This window comes from Chryseobacterium daeguense DSM 19388, assembly GCF_000430825.1.
Lineage (GTDB): Bacteria > Bacteroidota > Bacteroidia > Flavobacteriales > Weeksellaceae > Chryseobacterium > Chryseobacterium daeguense.
Genome location: NZ_AUMT01000001.1, coordinates 56,497 through 79,161, shown reverse-complemented (window position 1 = coordinate 79,161; position 22,665 = coordinate 56,497). Strand labels below are relative to the sequence as shown.

Genomic DNA, 22,665 nt, shown 5'->3' with positions numbered 1-22,665 from the left:
CTCTTTTCTATAATTTTAAATTCGAACTACTTTAGTGGGGTGACGGAAGCTGTTTAGGCTCCGTTGCCGGCTTTTTCTTATCCAGCTTTTCTGATATTTTTTTTACAATAAATTCGATTACTAATGGGGCCACAAGAGCTACTACCGCTTTTAATATTCTTGATTTCATAATAGTTTATTTTATAGAAAAATTAATACAATTTCCAAGCCATTATAAAATGATGATCGGCAAAATATCAATTAGTCTTCATCTTCCACAATAAGATTTTCATAGTTCCGGCTGCCAGCTTTAAATTTTTCCTCCAGTCTTAATCGCAGTCTGCGGGGTTTGTAAACTATCAGGCAATCTCCGAAACCCAACAGAAGCCTTTCCAGCTCATAGTTTAACTGGACACAAATCTTAAAAACCGTTCCTTTTTCATCTTCACTTACTATCTCCTGACTTTTATGGAGCGGTTTCGTTTTTACGTAAGGAGCGTTGGAAGAATCTACAAAAAAGACCACATTACGTGGTTTCATCGTATCGGAAACCGTAACTCCCACAATATCTTTAAAATATTCGTCGCCATCCAGGTGATGATCAATATATTCCAGATTTTCTTCAACAGTAATGCTTTCCATTCTGTCCAGGGCGAGATTATACATTTTTCCTTTGTGAAGGCAGATTAAAAACCAGCGGTTGTTAAATTCTTTCAGCAGCTGCGGATGAACTACATAAATATTTGATTCCTTTGCGGTAAAGCTTTTATAAAGAATTTTTAATACCTTCTTATTTAAAATCGATTCATACAGAATATCAATATGTTCCAGCCCTTTCAGCTGTTCATTTTTATCCAGATGGATGATGGATTTCTGGCTGGTAGAATGAATAGAATCTTCCAGCTTCTGAATGACCCCGTTCATCTCTTTAAACATTGAAAAATCCTTGAATTGCTTTAAAATCTGAACCGCATTATTCATCGCTTTCAGGTCACTTTCATTCACTGAAATATTATGGATGCTGTAGTCAGGGTCGCTATATCGGTAGTATTTCTTTTCATACACCTCAATCGGCGCTTCATACCCGAATTTCTCGCTTCGCATATTCTGCAGATCCAGCTGTACCGTACGCTTGCTTACAAAAGACTCCTTGCCTTCAAATTCAAAAAGAGCTTCGGAACATTCATCGATGAGATCTTCCAAAGTATATTTTCTATATTTATTTTTCAGGCATTTATCTAAGGTTTTATAACGGATTAATGCATTTTTATTTGATGACATTTTATTTTTATTTGGGCGTGTCCCTACGTTTTTCCAATTCTAAACCTCATAGGTTTTAAAAACCTATGAGGTTTCCTGCACCGTCACTCCGGGCCGGGCTGCTTCAGGCTCCACTTCGTTTCGGTTCGGGCTCGGGGCTTCGCCCCAAGCCCGAACTCCTCTTTTCAGTCGGACCTTGCGTATCCCTCACGCGGAGGCGGTTTTTAGTTCACTTTTCGTTCTGATTGTCATCGCCAAGAGCTTGCGGAGCGGCAATCTCAAACATGCCATATTTTAAAGAGATTGCATCGTCACTTCTGAACTACGTTCGCAGACCTCCGGTCTGTTCGCAATGACGAAAAACTATTTTTTACTCAAGGCTTCCCCTTCAAAAGAAATCCCATCCCAGCCAAACTCCATGAAATTCCGGATATTCTGATGGTCTGTTCCTTCTGGATTTTTCAGAACATCTTCTCTGTAAAACTCTCCAAAAAGATTCAAAACCTCATCTTTAGACAGATTATTCAATTTTCCAAAGCTGAAAACTTTGCAGGAACCATTATTTTGGTCGGCTTCATTTATGGTATTACCATTTGTAAATTTAGTGGGTGTGAAATTGTAATTCTCATCAATATAGGAGATTACCTCCTTAAACTCAATTGTTTCGGGGGAGTTTTTTAATTGTTCCAAGATCATTTTTTAATAATTTTATTCAAAAATATTCAAATAAATTCAACTACGCAAAAAGATTGCACACTTGTATTCTTACTTTGCATCAACAAAATGAAACAATAAATGGAATTTAACGGAAATCAATTAATAGAATTAGGATATAGACCGGCAAAATGGTTCAAAGAAGCTATTGCTCATATCAATGAAAATAAATTAGACGAAAATCAAATCAAAGAATATTTGGAGCAATTCAAACAGCCTGAGTTTATTCCGCTTCATGAAACAGCAAAAGATTTTGTCATCAATATCAGAGCAGAGCATGAAAGTGAGAACGATAACGTGGAAAAAGTAATCAACACCATGAAAGTTTTGATGAAAACACCAACATTAGTTGCAGGTGCCATTATGCCCGATGCCTGTCCTACAGGTCCTGAAGGTCATATTCCTGTTGGCGGAGTTGTAGTGGCAAAAAATGCCATCCATCCCGGATTTCACAGCGCAGATATCTGCTGTTCTGTAATGCTGACCGATTTTGGAAAAGCAGACCCTAAAGAAGTTTTGGATGCTGCCCATTCGATCACCCATTTCGGATATGGAGGAAGGCCAAGAGGCGAGCAAATGCAGATGTCTCAGGAATTGATAGATGCTTTCAGAGCAAATGATTTCCTGAATGATGAAAAATTAATAAGCATCGCCCGCTCTCATATGGGAACGCAGGGTGACGGAAACCATTTCTTATTTGTCGGGATTTCAAAAAATACCGGAAATACAATGTTGGTAACACATCACGGTTCAAGAGCGCCGGGAGCTGCATTATATGATAAAGGAATGAAGGTGGCAAACAGATTCAGACAGGAAATTTCCCCTGAAACATTGAGAGAAAATGCCTGGATTCCGTATGAAACCGAAGAAGGAAAATCCTACTGGGAAGCACTTCAGCTGGTAAGAACATGGACGAAAGAAAACCATACTTCTATCCACGATGCCGTTTTAACTAAATTGGAAATTGAAAAACAAGACAGATACTGGAACGAGCATAATTTTGTTTTCAAAGATGGAGATTTATTTTACCACGCAAAAGGTGCAACGCCTTTGGACGATAAATTTATGCCGGATATTACGGGACCAAGACTGATTCCGCTAAATATGTCAGAACCTGTTTTGATTGTAAAAGGGACCACCAACGAGAGAAATCTCGGTTTTGCACCACACGGAGCGGGAAGAAATTTCAGCAGAACCCAGCATAAAAAATCTTTGGCTCATAAAACCATTGAAGAAGTTTTTGCAGAGGAAACAAAAGGACTTGACGTTCGTTTCTTTACTAATGAAATTGATATTTCCGAGCTTCCGACGGCTTATAAAAGTGCCAAAAACGTGAGAGCCCAGATTGAAGAATACGGACTTTGTGAAGTTCTGGATGAAGTGATGCCTTACGGATGTATCATGGCGGGAGATGTTCAGAAGAATGCGCCCTGGAAAAGGAAGAAGAAACTTAGAAAAGCTTAATATTTCTTTTGTCTTGAAACAAAAGAAACAAAAATTCAAGACTTAGAAACTTCCGCTAAAAATTAAAAGTTAATCCTAAAATTCCCAAAACTTGCGCGAATTTAAGATTGTTCTTCGGTTCAAGATTTTGGTCGCGCTTCAAACAGTGGAAATTTTTTAACGGATTAACTTTTAATTTTCTTAACGCTCCATTTTCCTAAGTCTCATTAAAGTAAATTAAGAATCAAAGTTTTTCATGCAAATGTAATTTTATCGAAGATAAAATCATTGTGCCTTAAAGCAGAAAGTTTTTAAACAAGTTGCGCCTTTATTTTTAACCAAAAAAACAACGAAAACATGTTACCAAAAATATTAGAAAAATTAAAAGAAGTCGAGGAAAAACGCGCCGTGGGATAAAGATGAAACAATAGAATTCATGACCGAAGATGATCTGGATGGTTCGGGATGGGATTTAAGGAAAACTTTTCATTTGCTGTTGAGGTCAAATGCCGCTTTATTAAGCTGGTTTTATTCACCGATCGTTTATGTAAAGAATGAAAATTTTATGATTTGTTTAAGCCTCTGGCGGATGAATGTTTTTCTCCGATAGCAGTTTCTTACCATTATCTGAGCATGAGCAAAAAATACCTGGAAACCAGCAGAACCGATGAAGTAAAATTGAAATCTTATTTTTACTGCCTCAGAACTTCTCTAACCGGAAAATGGATACTGGAAAAAGGAACTGTTCCCCCAGTTTTATTCAGTGAATTGCTGGTTTTAGTCGATGATTTTACGAGAACGAAAATAGAAAATTTGATCACTTTAAAAGCTACAAAAGGAGAATCTTATTATCATCCAAATGACTGGGAATTGTTTGGATTTTTGGAGAAAATGGTGAAGGATAATGAGGAAAGAGCGAAGAGTTTGAAGGGTGGAAATGCGGATAAAGGTGAGATGGAGAGGGTTTTTAGAGAGATATTAGCAATATAAATAAGCGATTACGGGAATCCGTAGTCGTTTTTTATACTATTCATATTATATTTACAGTAAACTATTAATAACCTTCAACTTATGATAACAAGAATTGAACTTAATCAAGTTGCCACCTATAAAAACCTTACTGAAATAAATGATCTCAAAAAAGTAAATTTCTTTTTTGGTAATAATGGTTCTGGAAAGTCTACAATTGCGCGTTTATTTTATAATCTTTCTCAAAACGAAGTTCTCGTAAGCCCCTTCAATAAATGCTCTATTAATGCTTTTAATCGAAGTGAAGAAGAAATAATTGTATTTGATTCCGATTTTGTGCAAAATAACTTTTACATCAAAACTGAACTATCCGGAATTTTTTCACTGGATGAAAAGAATGAAGAAATTGATGAAAATATAAAAAATGAATATTTAACATTACAAAACATTGAAAAATCAATTTTAGATAAAGATGAAGAAAAACAAAAGCTTGAAAATTCAAAAAAGCAAGAGTATGTTAATATAGTAGAAGATTGCTGGAGTTACAATAGGCAATTTCAAGAGAACTTTAACAAAATAAATTTAGGAGGAAGAAAAGATCCTTTTTATGAAAAACTTGTTGAAATAAACAATACAGAATACACTTCACAAAACTTAAATTATATTTCTGAAAAATATAAAAAATACTATTTAGAAGAATTAGTTAAAATAGAGAATAATATTTCCGTTAATTATTTTAATGAAATACTTGATTTAGAAAAAGAACTTAATAATGCTTTAGAAGAAATTATTTTAGGAAGTAATGATGTTCCTATTGCTTTTATTATTAATAAATTAAACAATAGTGCTTGGGTTCAACAAGGAATTAATTTTTTGAATAAGGAAAAAGAAATTCAAGATTGCCCTTTCTGTCAGAAACAAACAATTGATAAAGATTTATTAAAGCAATTTGAAAGTTATTTTGATACTACAAGAGAAGAAAAAATTAAAAATCTTAAAGAATTATATTCTAATTATGTTAACAAAACTTCCTCTTTTGATTCAACATTGAAAGCTTTAACAGATTCAGATTTGGTTAAGTTTGATATCCTAAAAATACAAAATCAACTAACAAAGATTTTGAATAAAAATGAAAAAGAAATTCAGGCTAAAATTGATAATCCTAATGAAAAGAAAAAGTTAGAAACTATTGAATTATTTAAAATCGAAATTGAAAAAGTCAACGAAAATATTAGAATTCATAATAAAGAAATTGACAACAAAGAACAAAACCAACAAGAATTAACAGATGAAATATGGAGTATATTTCCTATCAGGTTAAAGACAAAATCAATTCTTTTAAGATTGCGGATAATTACAGTCTTGAAAAATTAGAAAAATTAAAAGCAGAAATTGATACTTTTAAAAATCAAAAAATTGAATCAAAAGATAAAATTAAAGAATGGCAAAGCCAAACAATTAACACTCAAAAAGCTGTTGATAATATAAATGATTTGCTATTAAAAAATAATTTTACAGGATTTAAAATTGAAAGAAAAGAATCTGAAAATAATATCATCAAATATTTTATTTTGCGAGAAGGAGAAACCTCGAATAATCATATCTTTAAAACATTAAGTGAAGGAGAAAAAAATTTTATAGCATTTTTATATTTTTATCAATTATGTCTTGGAACAAATGATACTGATAATTCCTCAAAAAAGAAAATTATTATAATTGATGATCCAGTATCAAGTATGGATAGTCAAGTTTTGTTTTTTGTTTCAACTTTAATTAGAAGGCTAATTGCAAAAAAAGGGAAAGGAAAAGATCAACAAGGAAATAATTTCATTGATCAATTAAAAAATGAAAATATAGAACAAGTTTTTATCTTAACACATAACATTTTCTTCTATAAAGAGGTAGCTTTATATTTTGGTAAAAGAATATGTAATTCAACCTCTTATTTTAATCTAAAAAAAACAAATAATACTTCTGTTATAGAAAGAATTACCAAATATGAAAATGTTGCATTCAACGATTATCAATTATTATGGCAGGAAATCAAAAAAGATAATTCTCAAAAAATTTCAATATCTCTTATGAATAATATGCGTAGAATTGTTGAAAGCTACGGAAATTTTATGGGACTAATAAATGGTGTTGATTTATGGAGCCTGCGAGAAGATACACCTGAAGAAAGTTCAGAGAACTTAATCATTACAGCATTAATTTCTGAAATGCAAGATGGAAGCCATAGTGTATCTACAAATGATGAAATTTATTTTACAAGAATCTCTGATGAATCTAAATAAGTTGCATTAAAAACTTTCGAACTATTATTTGAAAAAATAGGCGGTAAAAGTCACTATGATAAAATGATGCAAATATGATTAATATCCAAGACATAAAATCCCGCAACCTCATCCTCTTCCAATCCATCTCCGGAAGCCGCTCTTTCGGGCTCGCAACGGAAAACTCGGATACAGATATCCGAGGAGTGTATTATTTACCGAAAGAAGATTTTTTTGGCTTAAACTATATTCTGCAGATTTCCAATGAAACAAATGATATTACGTATTATGAGATCGGGAGATTTGTAGAGTTATTGCAGAAAAACAATCCGAATATTCTGGAAGTTCTGGCGAGTCCGGAAGACTGTATTCAGCATAAAAATCCGTTAATGGATTTGCTGAAGCCTGAAGATTTTCTTTCCAAATTATGTAAAGATACCTTTGCAGGGTATGCCATTTCGCAGATCAAAAAAGCAAAAGGACTCAACAAAAAGATTCTGAACCCAATCGACAAAGAGAGAAAATCCATTCTTGATTTCTGTTATATTTTGCAGAATCAGGGTTCCGTTCCGTTGAAGAAATGGCTGCAGGAATTCCCCTCATCTGGAGGGCTGTCCGAAGGAAGGGGTGGTTTGGTTCAGGAAAAATGCGGTCTGATAAGCATTGACAATACCAAAGGAATGTTTGCACTTTTCTATAATGAAACGGGGGATCTTAATTACAAAGGAATTATCCAGAATGAAGAAGCCAATCAGGTTTCCGTATCATCGGTCCCGAAAGGTGAAAAGCCACTGGCCTATCTCTTCTGTAATCTTGATGCCTACTCTACGTATTGCAAAGACTACCGGGAATATTGGAAATGGGTTTCCGAGCGGAATGAAGACCGTTACAATGTCAATCAAAACCACGGGCAGAATTATGACAGCAAAAATATGATGCACACCATCCGTCTTTTGCAGTCCTGTGAACAGATTTTCAAAACAAATTTCCTGAATATCTGCGTAGAAAACCGGGACGAACTGCTGGACATAAAAGCCGGGAACTGGCCGTATGAAGCAGTAATGCAGAAAGCAGAAGACTTGATCCGGTCCATTGAGCATTATCACTTAGTTTCTACTCTTCCGGAAACACCAGATATCTCGAAAACTACAAAAATCCTGGTGGAAATCCGTGAAAATCTATACAACAGCTAAATGAAAATTTTTAACTAAACATAAAAAAAGAGCTCCGAAGTACGGAGCTCTTTTCTATATAAATTGGTGTGTTTATCTTACAATTTTAATATCTACTGCAGAAAAACCTTTTGGTGATTTCTCTTTTTCGTAAGAAACTTTATTTCCTTTTTTTACAGGTTCAGAACAGTTATTGCTGTGGAAAAATACATTTTCTTTTGTTTTATCCTCAGTAATAAATCCGTACCCTTTTTCACTGAAAAACGTGATGATTCCAGATTTTCTGATTTCCTCAGCTTCTATAGGTGCTGCACCCAGACGTATTTCTTCAACGTTAATCTCAGGATTGTCACTGGCATCCGGCGGCGTAGTTGTAAGCTGGCCGTTTGCATCCACATACATAAACATCTCATCCAGAGCTTTTCCTTTGTTGTTGCTCGATTTACGCTCTTCACGTTTAAGAGCTTTTTCTTTTTGCTTTTCGATTTTTTTCTTAAGATTTTCTTTTTTAGAGAAAGAATCTGCCATATATACTTGTAAATTAATTGTTATTCAATGAGTTCACTTTTCGGAATGAAAAGAAATAAAAAGCTTTTTAATGTTCCGGATCCATCTTTCAGGCCATGGAAACTATTAAAAAATGTCAGCTGAAAAGCAAAAACTGGAGAGAAAAAAATTGAAATTCTAAACTTTACAGAGAAGCAAAGGCAGAGACCTTTTTATTAATTATATACAAATATACGAAAAATTCACCGAACTGGTGGCATTTTAATTAATTGAATTTCAATTCATTTTATGAATCACAATTATTTTTTCAAAATTTTCAGCCTCTTTGTAACAAATTTTAAACTTCATCAACTTATTAATTGATATATCAATGTTTGATAAATCATTTTAAATTTAACTAAAAAATTATCATGGAAAAATTAGACTCAATCATATTCTATAATCTGGATAAAGCCATCCGAACCTATAGAAATTATGCCCAGAGACAATTAAAGGCGAATAATTTTAATATAACGATTGACCAATGGCTAATTATTAAAGCTATTCTTGAAAACCCGGGAATCACACAAAACGAAATCGGGGATATTGTTTTTAAAGACAATGCTTCCGTAACGAGAATCATTGAATTGCTTGTAAAATCAGAATATATTACAAGAAACACCCATACAGAAGACCGCCGGAAGACCAATCTGGAAGTCACAGAATCCGGAAAGGAAATCATTAAGAAAGTCCAGCATCTTGTAGAAGAAAACAGGAAAACCGCATTGAACGGCATTTCGGAAGAAATGCTTGAAATCATGAATTCCGCTTTGCTTACAATATCAAAAAATTGTATTAATCCTAATAAATAAACACAATGGCCAGAATATTTTTACTCATTTTCGTTTGGATCCTTTCAGCTTTCAGCATGCTGCAGGCACAAACAGTGCAGAACTTTTCCTTAACCGGAAAAATTGATTCCGAAAAAATGAATCAGATAGAAATCAATTTATTTAATTCTGAAAATAAATTAGTCAAAACAGAAGTTGCAGATCAGAAAGGAAATTTCAGCTTCAATGATCTTGCTTCGGGAAATTATTCAATTAAAATCAATAGAAACGGAGCTGAAACGTATGCATCAGACAACATTTCGGTAACAGGAGACACTACCCTTCCTTCAATATCATTGAATGAAAAAGCTATAGAAGCCGTAACAATCACAAAAACAAAACCTTACATTGAAAGGCAGGACGGGAAAATGATCCTGAATGTAGAAAACAGCATTGTAAGCACCGGAAATTCGGCATTTGAAGTACTTGAAAAAGCCCCGGTGTGAAAGTGGACAACAATGACAATATCAGCCTCCGCGGAAAGGGAAATTTGCTGGTACAGATCGACGGAAAAAACACACCGATGACCGGAACCGACCTTGCTAACTATCTTCGCGGAATTCCATCTGCAAGTGTAGAGAAAGTGGAATTCATCACCAATCCTTCATCAAAATATGATGCAGCCGGAACTTCAATCATTAATATCAAGCTTAAGAAAGATCAGAGAAAAGGAACAAACGGAAGCGTTTCAACAGCTTTGGGAACCGGAAAATATATTAAAAACAACAACAGTTTCAACATCAATCACAGGAATAAAAAAGTAAACCTTTTCGCTAACTACAGCTTTGCATACAGGGAATTTTTTAACCATCTGATGCTGGACAGAAATTTTTACGATGAAAACGGAGCCTTCCAGAAAGCTTATGTACAGGATAATTTCCTTAAAATGAATTTCCGGAACCACATCGCAAAAGCCGGGATGGATTATTATGCAAATGATAAAAATGTCTTTGGATTTTCCGTTGGTTTTATCAGCAACAGGTTTGATCCCACAAGCAATAATGAGACTTTGATTTTAAATAACAATTACCAGCCTTCGGGAACGTCAAATACAGAAAGCAACAACCGCGATCACTGGAAAAATGTTTCTCTTAACCTTAACCATAAGCTTACGATTGATTCTTTAGGTTCGGAGCTTGTAACGGATATGGATTTTATTAATTATTCCAATACATCCATGCAGAATTTTATTACCCGTAATTTTGATGTAAACGGAAATCCTGTACCTTCAACTTCCCTGGCTCCCAATCCTTATAACCTGAAAGGAGATTTAGACGGAAATCTGAACATTTATTCCCTGAAATCTGATCTTACCAAAGTTTTCAAAAAGAACTGGAAATTAGAAACCGGAATTAAAACAAGTTTTGTAAAAGCAGATAACGATCTTCAGTTTTTTAATGCAAGTTCAGGAAGCCTGATTTTGGATCAATCTAAAACGAATCATTTTATTTATGAAGAAAATATTAATGCCATTTATGGAAATTTAATAAAAAACTGGGACAAATTTAAGGTAAATTTCGGTTTGAGAGTGGAAAATACCAATGTGAAAGGGAATCAGATTACCACTAATCAGATCAACAAAAAGAATTACACTCAATTATTTCCAAGCGCTGTTTTTTCTTATGATCTGAATGATAAAAATACAGTAGAGCTCAATTTCAGCCGAAGAATTACCAGACCGACATACCGACAGCTGAATCCGTTCAAATTCTATCTGGATCTCACTACGTACCAGGCAGGAAATCCGGATCTGAATCCACAAACTACGATGAATTATGAGCTTACTTACAGCTTTAAAAATAAATATTTCGCCACCCTAAGCTACAGCAAAACGAAGAATAATATTACAGATGTTCTGAAACCAACGGTGGAAAACGGGAATATTGTAGTGGTTCAGGCTAATGAAAACCTGAGTTCCGCTTCATATTACGGATTGAATCTTATTGCTCCTGTAAAAGTGACTAAATGGTGGGATATGAACAATAACGCCAATTTCTACTACGGCAGCTATACGGGAAATATTGCTGATACTTCCATTAAAAACCAGGGGAATTTTACCTTTGATATCAACAGTATCAACTCTTTTAAACTAGGAAACGGGTTTTCTGCCGAGCTTACAGGAAATTATAAGGCAAAAGAAGTGTACGCTTACATGTTCCTGAAACCAATGTGGTCTGTAAATATTGGTGCTCAGAAGAAATTTAAAAATAACAGCACGCTGAAATTTTCTTTCAATGATATTTTCCTTAAAAGCAATCCTGAGGCGAGAAATGTTTATTCAAATTATGTAGAAAACTTTGTAGTAAGAAGAGATACGCGTGTTGCAACGCTTTCCTACACCTATAATTTTGGTTCCGGAAAAACCGGGCAGCCAAGAAAGACGGGCGGCGCGGAAGATTTGAAACAGAGAATCGGAAACGGATAGAATTATTAAGCAAAAATAAAATCCCTCAAAAATTACTTTGAGGGATTTTTTATATAAGAATTTAATGTTCTTAAGCTTCAGTCGGAGGATTTTGATGATCCGCAGGCTTTTCACCCTGAGGTTTTTGTCCTTCCGGTCTGTTTGGTCTGTCGTTAGGTCTTCCCTGGCCTTCCGGTCTTGGTTTTCCTTCCGGTCTTGGAGGTCTAGGTAAAAGAACTTTTCTTGAAAGTTTCATTTTCTTACGGTCATCATAACCCATGAACTTCACTTCCACTTCATCACCTTCTGCATAAGGAACTTTATCTAAACGAGACCATTCAATTTCTGAGATATGAAGAAGTCCTTCAGTACCTTTAGCAATTGCTACAAAAGCTCCGAAATCCATTACTTTCACTACTTTACCTTTGTAAACTTCGCCTACTACAGGTACGAAAGTAATTTCATTGATCTTAGCAACAGCATTATTGATTTTTTCTCTGTCAGTTCCTGCAATCTCGATACGTCCGATTTCGCCTTGTTCTTCAATAGCAATAACCGTATCCGTATCTTTCTGTAACTGCTGAATGATTTTTCCACCAGGCCCGATTACTGCACCGATGAAATCTTTCGGGATTTCCATTACTACCATTTTCGGAGCGTGAGGTTTTACGTCTGCTCTTGGTTCAGAAATAGTTTCCGTGATTTTATTTAAGATATGTAATCTTCCATCTTTAGCCTGCATCAAAGCTTTTTCCATGATATCCATAGAAAGCCCCTGGATTTTGATATCCATCTGGCACGCTGTGATACCGTCTGCAGTTCCCGTCACTTTAAAGTCCATATCCCCAAGGTGATCTTCATCTCCTAAGATATCAGAAAGTACCGTAAATTTACCGGATTTTGTATCCGTGATCAATCCCATTGCAATACCTGAAACAGGTTTTGTAATCTGTACACCAGCATCCATCAAAGCCAATGTTCCTGCGCAAACCGTTGCCATTGAAGACGAACCGTTTGATTCAAGAATATCGGAAACAATTCTGATAGTGTAAGGATTTTCAGCAGGAATTACAGCCTGTAAAGCTCTCTGTGCCAGGTTTCCGTGTCCTACTTCTCTTCTTGAAGTACCTCTTAAAGGTCTTGCTTCACCTGTTGAGAACGGAGGGAAATTGTAATGTAGGAAGAATTTTTCGTCGTGCTGCGACATTACGCTGTCAACCATGTTGGCATCTTTTACCGAACCTAACGTTACAGCTGTTAACGATTGAGTTTCCCCTCTCGTAAATACAGCAGATCCGTGAGCTCCCGGAAGATAGTCAATCTCTGACCAGATCGGGCGGATCGTCTGAGGATCACGACCGTCAAGACGTATATTGTCTTCCAAAATCATCTGACGCATCGCTTCTTTCTCTACATCATGATAGTATACTTTCACGAAAGGTGTTACTCTTTCCAATTCTTCTGCATTATCTACATATTGCGCTAAGAATTCATCAAGAACAGCCTTGAATTTTTCGTGTCTTTCTTCTTTATTTGATGGAGTTTTTGCTACTTCATATACTTTATCATAGCATTCTTTCCATACTTTTTCGCGGATCGCTTCGTCGTGAACTTCGTGGGAATATTCTCTCTTTGGGAAAGCTTTTCCTACTTTCTCAGCCAGCCTTTCCTGTGCTTCGATTTGTTTTTTGATCTCACCATGACCGAAGATGATAGCTTCCAGCATTTCCTGCTCAGAAATCTCCTTCATCTCCCCTTCTACCATTACGATAGAATCTTTCGTAGCTCCTACCATGATATCAAGCTCAGAATTTTTAAGTTCTTCAAAGCTTGGGTTAATAGAAAGCTGTCCGTCAAATCTCACAACTCTTACTTCAGACATAGGCCCGTTGAAAGGAATATCGGTAATGGCAATCGCAGCAGATGCCGCCAAACCTGCCAAATCATCAGGAATTGACTTTCCGTCATAAGAAAGTAAGGAAATCATTACCTGAACTTCAGCATGGAAATCTTCAGGGAAAAGCGGTCGCAATACCCTGTCTACAAGACGCATCGTCAGAATTTCCTGATCCGAAGGTCTTGCCTCTCTACGGAAAAAATTCCCGGGAATTTTTCCACCTGCATAGAATTTTTCTCTGTAATCTACTGTTAATGGTAAAAAGTCTACACCTGGATTTGCTTCTTTATTGGCTACAACAGTTGCTAAAAGCATTGTTCCGCCCATCTTAACTACCACAGATCCATCGGCCTGCTTTGCCAACTTCCCTGTTTCAATGGTGATTTCTCTGCCGTCTGCAAGAGTAATCATTTCTGTAAACGCTTGAGGTATACTCATAAAATTTTTCGTCTCTTGTACTCCGTATTGAGTACGATTAATTATTTAAACTTTTTAAATTTTCGATGCAAAGGTAATATATTATAATGATTTTTTAAATTTTTAGCACCAAAATATGAAAATCTACCGCTAAATATTATTGAATAATTCCTTTCTGATGTAAAATAAACAGGCTTTATTATCTCATTTTGATAAAAACAAATAAATATCATTTTTTAAATAGAATTAACATTAATAAACCGAATTTTATTTTAAATAAATAAAATTAATCATCTCAAACAATATATTTTAAAATCATCAAAAATAAAATTTATATTAAAAACTTAATAAAGTTTGCATCAAAACTTCCCGTCCCTTATATTTGCTAAGCTTCTGGGTTTTCGATTAAAATTTTTAATTATTTTAGGATTTAACAGAAGATTTCAAACCGTTGTGATGATTTGAATTAAAAGAGAACAGAAATTTCTCTTACTAAATATGTGTTTATGATTAATAATGAAGTAAAATCGCAAGGCAGGAATTACACTGTTCCGCTTATTACCATTACTCTTTTGTTTTTTATGTGGGGATTCATCACTTGTATGAATGACATTTTGATCCCTTACCTGAAACAGCTTTTTAAACTGAGCTTCTTCAAATCCATGCTCGTTCAGTTTTGTTTTTTTGGAGCTTATTTTATCGGATCCCTGATCTATTTTTTCATTTCAATTTCCAATGGAGATCCCATTAACAAAGTAGGATACAAAAAAGGAATTTTATTCGGAATCGGTCTGGCAGCTTTAGGCTGTATTTTATTCTATCCGGCCGCAACTTTTTCTTCTTATCCTTTATTCCTGGGAGCTTTATTCATTTTAGGATTAGGATTTACCGTATTGCAAATTACTGCCAATGCCTATGTTTCCTTACTGGGATCAGAAGAATCCGCATCCAGCCGGTTGAATATGACTCAGGCTTTCAATGCATTCGGGACTACAATTGCACCGGTTTTAGGAGGACATTTGATTTTTGAGCTTTTTTCTGAGCCGGACGGGTCTTTCAGTGCGGTGGCAACCAGAATTCCGTATTTAATCTTCGCTGCTATTCTTTTATTAGTAGGCTTACTCATTTCAAGAGTAAAACTCCCTTCATTCACCACGGAAACCGAAGAAATCGTAAAAGGTTGGGGCGCATTAAGGCACAATCACCTGATATTCGGGGTTTTTGCAATGTTTTGTTATGTGGGCGGCGAGGTAGCCGTGGGAAGCTTCATCATCAGCTTTCTGGAACAGCCGCAAATTATGGGATTCGATGAAACGATCAGTAAAAACTACCTTTCTTTATATTGGGGCGGGGCTATGATCGGTCGTTTTCTGGGAGCAATTTCCCTGAATCAATCGATCAGTCAGGCAAAAAAAGCGGTTTTCATGCTTGGAGCTGCAGCTTTAGTTTTTCTTGTGATCTTCAGCGTTGTAAATCTTAGCTTTGCCCAGATCAGCTTTTTCATTGTATTTATCCTGCTCAATTTTGCAGCGTTTTTTATCGGGAAAGCAGCTCCGGCAAGAACACTTTCTATTTTCGCGGCGGTAAATGTTATTTTATTAATCTCCACAATAATCAATCAGGGTGAGATGGCCATGTACAGTGTTTTGGGAATCGGAATATTCAATTCTATTATGTTTTCTAATATTTATACGCTGGCAATTTCAGGATTAGGAAAATATACCAGCCAGGGCTCTTCTTTAGTGGTAATGGCCATTCTGGGAGGTGCTATTGTACCAATTTTCCAAGGATTTTTAGCTGATATTTTTGGTGTTCAGACCTCATTCATCATTCCGGTTTTCTGCTATGTGGTTATATTAATTTTCGGCGCTTATTGCACCAGGTATTTGAGCCATGTAAAAACAACCGAGGCAAAATCCGGACATTAACTTTAAAATAAATATTGAAATGGGATGCTTTTAGCGTCTCATTTTTTTTGTATAAATATTTAAAATCTATATTTGATCCTTCGACTTCGCTCAGGATGACACTGGCAAATTATTCCGAATATTTTTAAGACATAGTATCGTGATGTCATCCCGAGCGATGTCGAAGAGTCTCATCAAATAATTTCAAAACACTAAAAATTATCACAAAAAAAAGCAACCCCTTTCGAGATTGCTTTTATCTTAAAATCTTGTAGATTATTTTCTTAAACCTAGTTCAGCGATAATCGCTCTATATCTGTTGATATCTTTGTTTTTAAGATAATCTAGTAATCTTTTTCTTTTACCTACCAATTTAACCAAAGATCTCTCTGTGTTGAAATCATGACGGTTAGCCTTTAAATGCTGAGATAAATGATTGATTCTGAAAGTGAAAAGTGCTACTTGTCCTTCAGCACTTCCTGTGTCCTGTGCAGATTTCCCGTGTTTAGAGAAAATTTCCTGCTTTTTTTCTGTTGTTAAGTACATTCCAATATTGTTTAATGATTATTATGTAACGGGTGCAAAAGTACGACTTTATTTTTATTCTGCAAACATTATTGATTCTGTAAATGAAATTTGATAGAAAAAAATGTTAAAAATATCTTAAAAAAATTATGGTATCCCATTAAAAGGCAGTAATTTTGCATTCGAATTAGTGATGAGAAAATTTATATCCTTTACAACTGTTACCCTAATCATATTTCTAAGTGCTTCTTCCCTACAGGCACAAAGAAATTCCGAATCAAAAATAAAAAAAGTACTGTACTTCAATCCCGAAGTAGAGCCAGACATCGAGGAGATTAAAGAACCTACCAATCTGGCATTTTTTACAGCTGTTTCTGATAATTTAAGCGAAAGAAAAAACAAAATGATCCGTACGGAAACACAAATTTCTTTCGACAGTATTGATAAGCAGACCATTGCAGATTATAACTCCAACAATGATGCAGATTTTGCCGTAGTTTCCAAAGTGAAATATTTTAAGGTGGGAATAGGTAAATATGTATTTTCCAATCAGGTAGTGGTAAGTATGAAACTTTTTGATTCCGAAGGAAATCTCCTTACAGAAACCGATTACGATACCTATAAAAAGAATATGCGTCTTCTGGGTTCAACCGTAAATTCCGTAAAAATAGGGACCAATGGCGCCATCAAAGGAATCATCAAACAATTAAGACAATTGAAACCTTCTTCTGACGCAGGATTTTAACCTTTTCTATCAATTCAGATAATATTTTCAATTTTTAGCTATTTATCTTTTCACGCAACAAACTTAAAGACAAAATCACCTTGTTTTTTCATAATATTATGCAGACCATTGAATTTCATCAATTTAAATTCATAAAATGGTGAATAATTTAAATTATTTTATTAATTTAGACTAAACATTTCATTCAAACAATCTCAATTGAAATTTCTTCAGAACACCCGTGTTTTTCGCGGGTGTTTTTATTTTTACTGAAATTTAATAAATCCTTAAATTTACCAGATCATTGGCGATTCTTAAAAATTTGGGTTATTTTTGCATATCCAAAAAATCCAAGCTTTGAATTCCAGAGACGAACTTATCTTTAACCCTGCCGATATTGCCGAAACTCTTAGTGGACTTCCCGCTGATGAGAGGCTTCTGGCATTTTTGAAGGTTCCCAAAGAATATAAAGCCGATGTCTTTTCTCATCTAGACCCTGATTTTCAGGAAGAAACGATCAGAAGTATCGGAAGCGACGAAGTTTCCGAGATCCTGAATGCAATGACGCCGGATGACAGGACTGCCCTGTTCGAGGATTTTCCGGATGAGCTCATCAAATACTCCATCAATCATCTGAACCCACAGGAAAGAAGAATTGCACTGAAGCTTTTAGGCTACGATTCGGATTCCATTGCCCGTCTGATGACCCCTTATTATATTCAGATCCGAAAAGAGTGGACGATAAAAAGGTGTCTTCAGCAAATAAAAAAAGTCGGGAGCAGGGTGGAAACCATGAATTACCTCTATGTTGTAGACGAAAGAAACCGTCTGATTGATGATATTGCTCTCGGAAGTCTGTTATTGGCGGAAGAAGACACGTTGGTTTCAGATATTACTGACAATCATTTTGTTGCTATCACCACTACCACCTCAAAAGAAGATGCCGTTCAGTATTTCGAAAAATATGACCGCGCTGCACTGCCGATCGTTACGGAATCCGGCGTTTTGGTGGGAATTGTAACCATTGATGATATTTTAGATCAAATCGAACAGCAAAATACCGAGGATATTCAAAAATTCGGGGGTCTTGAAGCCCTGGATGTTCCTTATACCCAGACTTCCCTGATCGAAATGGTGAAGAAAAGAGGCATGTGGCTGATTATTTTGTTTTTCTCCGAAATGCTTACCGCTTCGGCGATGGGATATTTTGAAGATGAAATTCAGAAGGCGGTTGTTCTCGCTCTGTTTGTACCATTAATTATTTCTAGTGGAGGAAATTCCGGCTCGCAGGCCGCAACGCTTATCATCCGTGCAATGGCGCTCCAGGAAATAGGATTGAAAGACTGGTGGTATGTCATGAAAAAAGAGATTTTCACCGGATTATTTCTTGGTGGGGTTTTAGGAATTATCGGTTTTTTAAGAATTATGATCTGGCATAAAGCAGGCTTTTTCGATTATGGCATGCATTGGGCTTTTGTAGGACTGAGTGTGGGCGTTTCCTTAGTAATGATCGTACTTTGGGGTACACTTTCCGGCTCTATGGTTCCTTTTATTTTAAAGAAATTAAAACTCGACCCCGCTACTTCTTCTGCTCCATTTGTAGCCACTCTGGTAGACGTAACCGGGCTTATTATTTATTTTTCCGTGGCAGGACTTTTCTTAACGGGTAAACTTTTGTAATTTTAGACAGCATCTAAAACAGTATAATGAAAGTTATTTCTCTTGTTCCCTCAATTACTGAGGCTTTATTTGATTTGGGTTTGACGGAAAATGAAATCATCGGCAGGACAAAATTCTGCATTCATCCTGAGGAAAAAGTAAAAAATGTGGCTGTTATCGGCGGAACAAAAAACATTAACATTGATAAAGTCAAAGCATTACAACCCGACCTGATTCTGGCCAATAAAGAAGAAAATGTAAAAGAGCAGGTGGAAGCACTGATGAATGATTACAAAGTAATGGTGACGAATGTAGAAACTGTTGAAGACAATTATTATTTGCTTAAAAATCTCGGAAAAATCTTTAACAAAGAGGATAAAGCCCAACATTTCAATCTTAAAATTTACGAAGTTTTAAATCAGGCTAAAATTCAATCGAACATAAAAGTCGCTTATCTGATCTGGAAAAATCCTTATATGACCATTGGTTCAGATACGTTTATTCATAAAATACTTGGTGAGATCGGTTTTGAAAATATTTTTACAGACAAAACGCGTTACCCAGTCATTGAAACTGAAGATTTAGCTGAAGCAGATATCATCATGCTTTCTTCCGAACCTTTTCCTTTTAAAGAGAAACATATTGAAGAATTGAAAGAGTTTTATCCCGATAAAAAAATTATGATTGTGGATGGAGAGGCTTTTTCCTGGTATGGAACACATATTGCGAAATGTGGGGATTATTTTGTGGAATTGCTTACTGACCTTAAACATGAATTTTACTAATTTTTACTAATTTTTACTAATTTTTACTAATTACCTAATTCTTTATAATTAATTTTTTAAGTTTTAGCTAAAGCCTTTATATTATTTAACGGGCTAAAGCCCGCTCCTATTGAAAGATCTTATTGTGGCTTCGAGAGCCTCAGCCACCAGAATGCCAGTTGCCAGACTGCAGTTGAATTATAAACAATATTCAGAAGAAAAGACTCCGGCCCTTCGGGCCGGAGTCACTATTTTAAAGTAAATTTTAATTACAAAATCTTTGAAACCTCGTTACAAAGCCATTCCAGCAATTCCCGGTCTTCGGCCGTAAAAGGATCAATAGTATGAGAATCAATATCTATCTGGCCTACATTTTTCCCATCCTTAAAGATAGGAACTACGATTTCAGCTTTTGTATCGATTGAGCAGCTTAGGTAATTACTTTCCTGATGAACATCAGGAACTACAAAAGTTTCATTGGAAACTGCAACCTGACCGCAAATCCCTTTCCCATAAGGAATAATGGTATGATCGGTCGGTGCACCTACATAAGGCCCCAGTTTCAGCTCATCTTTATCTCCATTCTTAAAATAGAAGCCCGTCCAGTTGAAATAAGATATTTCCTGATCCAAAAGGTGACAAACTTTTTCAAGCTTTTCATCTGTATTATGTTTAGGACTTTCCAGGATAGACGAAAGTCTTTTCTTTAATTCTGACATTATATATTGTTTTTAAGAGAATTGTTTTAAGGAAAGTTCTTCTTTGTAGCCGAACATTCCGCGTTCTTTGATCATTTCCGCAACACCCTCCGGAACCTGGTTTTCCCAGCCTTTGATATTGCATGCAATTTTTTTCAAAATATCTCTTGAATAAATTTCCAAAAACTCCGGATTGTAGCTTGTAATGTCTACAATACGTTCATTGTGCTTGAAATATTTATAAAGCTCTTTTAAATTTTCTTCCACTTTTAAAGTATCAGAATTCAACAGTTCGTGTGTTTCCGGATCTTTGTAAGGATATAAATATACCCTCATCCCGTTCCTGAAAAACTTCCCGAAAGCTTCCAGAATTCCACCTGATAAATTCTTATAATATTTCTCGTCAAATACCATTAAAAGGTTGTTAACCCCCATTGCAACACCAATGTTTCCTCCCGTGTAGGAAGCGAAATAATCTATAAGACGGTAATATTCAGAATAATTTGAAATAATAACCGTATAGCCTAATTTACCTAAAATATCCACCCTGTCAAGGAAGTCCCTTTCATCAATATCTCCGTCTGCGCGGAGATTGGAAATGGTAATTTCAATCAGAACTTCTGTATCTTCCTGGGTGCAGATGGCATCTTTAAGGAACAGATCCATGCCGTTTTTCAGCATATCAATATTTACCTTGGTTACCGGTCTGAAGCTTCCTCTTACCGCAAAAATATTTTTTTTGTATAAAATATCTGCCGGAAGCATATTATTTCCTTCAGAATTAAAAATTACGGCATCCGTCATTCCGTGTTTTACCAGCTGTAATGACATCAATCTGTTGTCCACATAAGAAAAAGCAGGCCCGCTGAAATCAATCATATCAATTTCAAGGTTGTCTTTCGCTACATCATCGTATAAAGATTCAATTAAATTTCTTGGATTATCAAAATAATGAAACGCCCCGAAAATAAGGTTTACTCCAAGATTCCCTAATGTTTCCTGCTGAAGGGTAGCATCATTTTCCTTGAATTTTACGTGAATTACAATTTCATTATAATCTTCATTTTCCTTTACCTGGAAACGGATTCCCACCCATCCGTGACCTTTAACTGTTTTATCAAAATTAATGGTTGTAACCGTATTTGCGTAAGAGAAAAACTTTCGGTTCGGGTTATTTTCCCTTGAAATTCTTTCCTCGATAAGGGCTACTTCATAACGAAGCATTTTCCGAAGTCTGTTTTGGGTAACGTACCTGTTTTTTACCTCTTTTCCGTAAATGGCATCACTAAAATCTTTGTCGTAAGCGGACATTGCCTTGGCAATTGTACCGGAAGCTCCTCCTGCTCTAAAAAAGTGTCGAACAGTCTCCTGCCCTGCTCCAATTTCCGCGAAAGTACCATAAATAGTAGGATCTAGATTAATTGTTAATGCTTTTTGTTTAGGAGTTAGTTTCTGATACATTAGGACATTAAATTTTTCGTAAATTTACCAAAATTAAACCAACCTCAAAAGAAAATGAAGTTGAAATTTTTAGGAACTGGAACTTCCCAGGGTGTACCCGTAATTGGCTGCACTTGTGAAGTGTGTACTTCAGATAATCCCAAAGACAGTCGTCTTCGATCTTCTGTAATGGTAACTACTGATGAAAACAGGAAAATTTTAATCGACTGCGGTCCTGATTTCAGGCAGCAAATGCTTTCAAATAAGGAAAGTCATGTGGATATTGCTCTTCTTACCCATGAGCATAATGATCATGTGATAGGCCTTGATGACATGCGTCCGCTGATTTTTAAAAGCGGGAAAGACATGCCGCTTTATTGCTATTCGAGGGTTGGCCGGGAAGTAAAAAACCGCTTTCCATATGCTTTTGCAGACGTAAGATATCCGGGAGCGCCGGCTTTTGATCTTCATGAAATTGAAAATGCACCGTTCACCGTTTTGGACACGGAAATTACCCCGATTGAAGTGATTCATTTTAAGATTAACGTTTTTGGTTATAAATTTAAAAAACTTGCTTACATTACTGATGCCGGTTTTATTTCAGAGACTGAAAAGGAAAAACTGAAAGATCTGGATTTCCTTATTTTAAACTGTATCCGGAAATTTGATCCGCACCCTGCACATTTTATTCTTCCTGATGTGATCAGGTTATTTGAGGAGCTTCAGCCTAAAAAATTATTTTTAACCCACATCAGTCACCATCTCGGGCTACATGATGTTGAAGATAAACAACTTCCAACCGGAATACACCTTGCCTACGATGGTTTGGAACTCAATTTTTAAAAATTTTTCGTTAAAAAGTTTTTGAGAATTAATAAAAGTTTCTATATTTGCACACCAATTAAAAGCATGGTAACACCAGCCCAGGTGGCGGAATTGGTAGACGCGCTGGTCTCAAACACCAGTTCTTAGGAGTATCGGTTCGATCCCGATCCTGGGTACAATTATCTCTGCAAACCCCCTTCCACAAAAGGTTTGCAGAGT

At 35.6% G+C, this 22,665-nt stretch carries 21 protein-coding genes, 1 tRNA gene and 1 pseudogene; 15 read left to right on the top strand and 8 right to left on the bottom strand.

Annotated elements, in window-relative coordinates; genetic code table 11:
* Nucleotides 1-31 precede the first annotated feature (31 nt).
* From H560_RS23150 to H560_RS0100490, 3 genes are all read right to left on the bottom strand, one after another.
* Nucleotides 32-169 (bottom strand): hypothetical protein, encoded by a 138-nt coding sequence (locus H560_RS23150; RefSeq protein ID WP_169725959.1) that lies wholly within the window; start codon nt 167-169, stop codon nt 32-34.
* A 71-nt stretch (nt 170-240) separates the two neighbouring features.
* Nucleotides 241-1,260, bottom strand: coding sequence for a helix-turn-helix transcriptional regulator (locus H560_RS0100495; RefSeq protein ID WP_027378216.1), 1,020 nt, complete (start codon nt 1,258-1,260; stop codon nt 241-243).
* A gap of 342 nt (nt 1,261-1,602) precedes the next feature.
* Nucleotides 1,603-1,935 carry a HopJ type III effector protein gene (locus H560_RS0100490; RefSeq protein ID WP_027378215.1) on the bottom strand — a complete coding sequence of 111 codons (333 nt, stop codon included), beginning with the start codon at nt 1,933-1,935 and terminating at the stop codon, nt 1,603-1,605.
* 99 nt (nt 1,936-2,034) lie between these two features.
* On the opposite strand from H560_RS0100490, the gene H560_RS0100485 reads away from it, so the two are divergent.
* From H560_RS0100485 to H560_RS0100465, 5 genes and pseudogenes are all read left to right on the top strand, one after another.
* The gene (locus H560_RS0100485) at nt 2,035-3,417 is read left to right on the top strand and encodes an RtcB family protein (protein WP_027378214.1); all 1,383 of its coding nucleotides are present in this window, start codon (nt 2,035-2,037) and stop codon (nt 3,415-3,417) included.
* Between the two features lie 415 nt (nt 3,418-3,832).
* Nucleotides 3,833-4,386, top strand: a pseudogene (locus H560_RS20890) (nucleotidyltransferase domain-containing protein).
* A gap of 81 nt (nt 4,387-4,467) precedes the next feature.
* A complete protein-coding gene (locus tag H560_RS23530) occupies nt 4,468-5,739 on the top strand; it encodes an AAA family ATPase (RefSeq protein ID WP_027378213.1) in 1,272 nt (423 codons plus the stop codon).
* The gene (locus H560_RS23525) at nt 5,661-6,659 is read left to right on the top strand and encodes an AAA family ATPase (RefSeq protein WP_027378212.1); all 999 of its coding nucleotides are present in this window, start codon (nt 5,661-5,663) and stop codon (nt 6,657-6,659) included. The genes H560_RS23530 and H560_RS23525 overlap by 79 nt, the downstream gene beginning before the upstream one ends.
* A gap of 77 nt (nt 6,660-6,736) precedes the next feature.
* Nucleotides 6,737-7,831 carry a nucleotidyltransferase domain-containing protein gene (locus H560_RS0100465; protein WP_027378211.1) on the top strand — a complete coding sequence of 365 codons (1,095 nt, stop codon included), beginning with the start codon at nt 6,737-6,739 and terminating at the stop codon, nt 7,829-7,831.
* 72 nt (nt 7,832-7,903) lie between these two features.
* Here H560_RS0100465 and H560_RS0100460 read toward each other — a convergent pair whose 3' ends face one another.
* The gene (locus tag H560_RS0100460; RefSeq protein WP_027378210.1) at nt 7,904-8,338 is read right to left on the bottom strand and encodes a cold shock domain-containing protein; all 435 of its coding nucleotides are present in this window, start codon (nt 8,336-8,338) and stop codon (nt 7,904-7,906) included.
* Nucleotides 8,339-8,727: 389 nt separating this feature from the next.
* Here H560_RS0100460 and H560_RS0100450 point away from each other — a divergent pair, with 389 nt between their 5' ends.
* From H560_RS0100450 to H560_RS0100440, 3 genes are read left to right on the top strand one after another with little or no spacing between them, the layout of a single operon-like run.
* A complete protein-coding gene (locus H560_RS0100450; RefSeq protein ID WP_027378209.1) occupies nt 8,728-9,168 on the top strand; it encodes a MarR family winged helix-turn-helix transcriptional regulator in 441 nt (146 codons plus the stop codon).
* A gap of 5 nt (nt 9,169-9,173) precedes the next feature.
* Complete coding sequence (locus H560_RS0100445) at nt 9,174-9,632, top strand: carboxypeptidase-like regulatory domain-containing protein (RefSeq protein WP_027378208.1); 459 nt, start codon at nt 9,174-9,176, stop codon at nt 9,630-9,632.
* Nucleotides 9,629-11,611, top strand: a complete 1,983-nt coding sequence (locus tag H560_RS0100440; RefSeq protein WP_027378207.1) for an outer membrane beta-barrel family protein — start codon at nt 9,629-9,631, stop codon at nt 11,609-11,611. Before H560_RS0100445 ends, H560_RS0100440 begins: the two co-directional genes overlap by 4 nt.
* Before the next feature lie 70 nt (nt 11,612-11,681).
* Here H560_RS0100440 and H560_RS0100435 read toward each other — a convergent pair whose 3' ends face one another.
* Nucleotides 11,682-13,925 (bottom strand): polyribonucleotide nucleotidyltransferase, encoded by a 2,244-nt coding sequence (locus tag H560_RS0100435; RefSeq protein ID WP_027378206.1) that lies wholly within the window; start codon nt 13,923-13,925, stop codon nt 11,682-11,684.
* Nucleotides 13,926-14,410: 485 nt separating this feature from the next.
* Between H560_RS0100435 and H560_RS0100430 the strand changes: the two genes are divergently transcribed.
* Nucleotides 14,411-15,832: a sugar MFS transporter gene (locus H560_RS0100430; RefSeq protein WP_034752072.1), complete on the top strand. Its 1,422-nt coding sequence runs from the start codon at nt 14,411-14,413 to the stop codon at nt 15,830-15,832.
* 255 nt (nt 15,833-16,087) lie between these two features.
* On the opposite strand, the gene rpsO is transcribed toward H560_RS0100430, so the two are convergent.
* Entirely contained in the window at nt 16,088-16,357 is a 270-nt protein-coding gene (gene rpsO / locus H560_RS0100425) for a 30S ribosomal protein S15 (protein WP_027378204.1), read from the bottom strand.
* A gap of 172 nt (nt 16,358-16,529) precedes the next feature.
* Between rpsO and H560_RS0100420 the strand changes: the two genes are divergently transcribed.
* From H560_RS0100420 to H560_RS23520, 4 genes are all read left to right on the top strand, one after another.
* Nucleotides 16,530-17,081 carry a hypothetical protein gene (locus H560_RS0100420; protein ID WP_027378203.1) on the top strand — a complete coding sequence of 184 codons (552 nt, stop codon included), beginning with the start codon at nt 16,530-16,532 and terminating at the stop codon, nt 17,079-17,081.
* Nucleotides 17,082-17,393: 312 nt separating this feature from the next.
* Nucleotides 17,394-18,740, top strand: a complete 1,347-nt coding sequence (gene mgtE, locus H560_RS0100415; protein ID WP_394330250.1) for a magnesium transporter — start codon at nt 17,394-17,396, stop codon at nt 18,738-18,740.
* A gap of 26 nt (nt 18,741-18,766) precedes the next feature.
* Nucleotides 18,767-19,504: an ABC transporter substrate-binding protein gene (locus H560_RS0100410; protein WP_027378201.1), complete on the top strand. Its 738-nt coding sequence runs from the start codon at nt 18,767-18,769 to the stop codon at nt 19,502-19,504.
* Between the two features lie 109 nt (nt 19,505-19,613).
* Nucleotides 19,614-19,745: a hypothetical protein gene (locus H560_RS23520; RefSeq protein WP_262486250.1), complete on the top strand. Its 132-nt coding sequence runs from the start codon at nt 19,614-19,616 to the stop codon at nt 19,743-19,745.
* A 7-nt stretch (nt 19,746-19,752) separates the two neighbouring features.
* On the opposite strand, the gene H560_RS0100405 is transcribed toward H560_RS23520, so the two are convergent.
* On the bottom strand, nt 19,753-20,202 hold the full coding sequence (locus H560_RS0100405) for a GAF domain-containing protein (protein ID WP_027378200.1): 450 nt from the start codon (nt 20,200-20,202) through the stop codon (nt 19,753-19,755).
* A 12-nt stretch (nt 20,203-20,214) separates the two neighbouring features.
* On the bottom strand, nt 20,215-21,642 hold the full coding sequence (locus tag H560_RS0100400; RefSeq protein WP_027378199.1) for a nicotinate-nucleotide adenylyltransferase: 1,428 nt from the start codon (nt 21,640-21,642) through the stop codon (nt 20,215-20,217).
* Between the two features lie 54 nt (nt 21,643-21,696).
* Between H560_RS0100400 and H560_RS0100395 the strand changes: the two genes are divergently transcribed.
* Nucleotides 21,697-22,464 carry an MBL fold metallo-hydrolase gene (locus tag H560_RS0100395; RefSeq protein ID WP_027378198.1) on the top strand — a complete coding sequence of 256 codons (768 nt, stop codon included), beginning with the start codon at nt 21,697-21,699 and terminating at the stop codon, nt 22,462-22,464.
* Between the two features lie 78 nt (nt 22,465-22,542).
* Nucleotides 22,543-22,622, top strand: a tRNA-Leu gene (locus H560_RS0100390).
* Nucleotides 22,623-22,665: the final 43 nt, after the last annotated feature.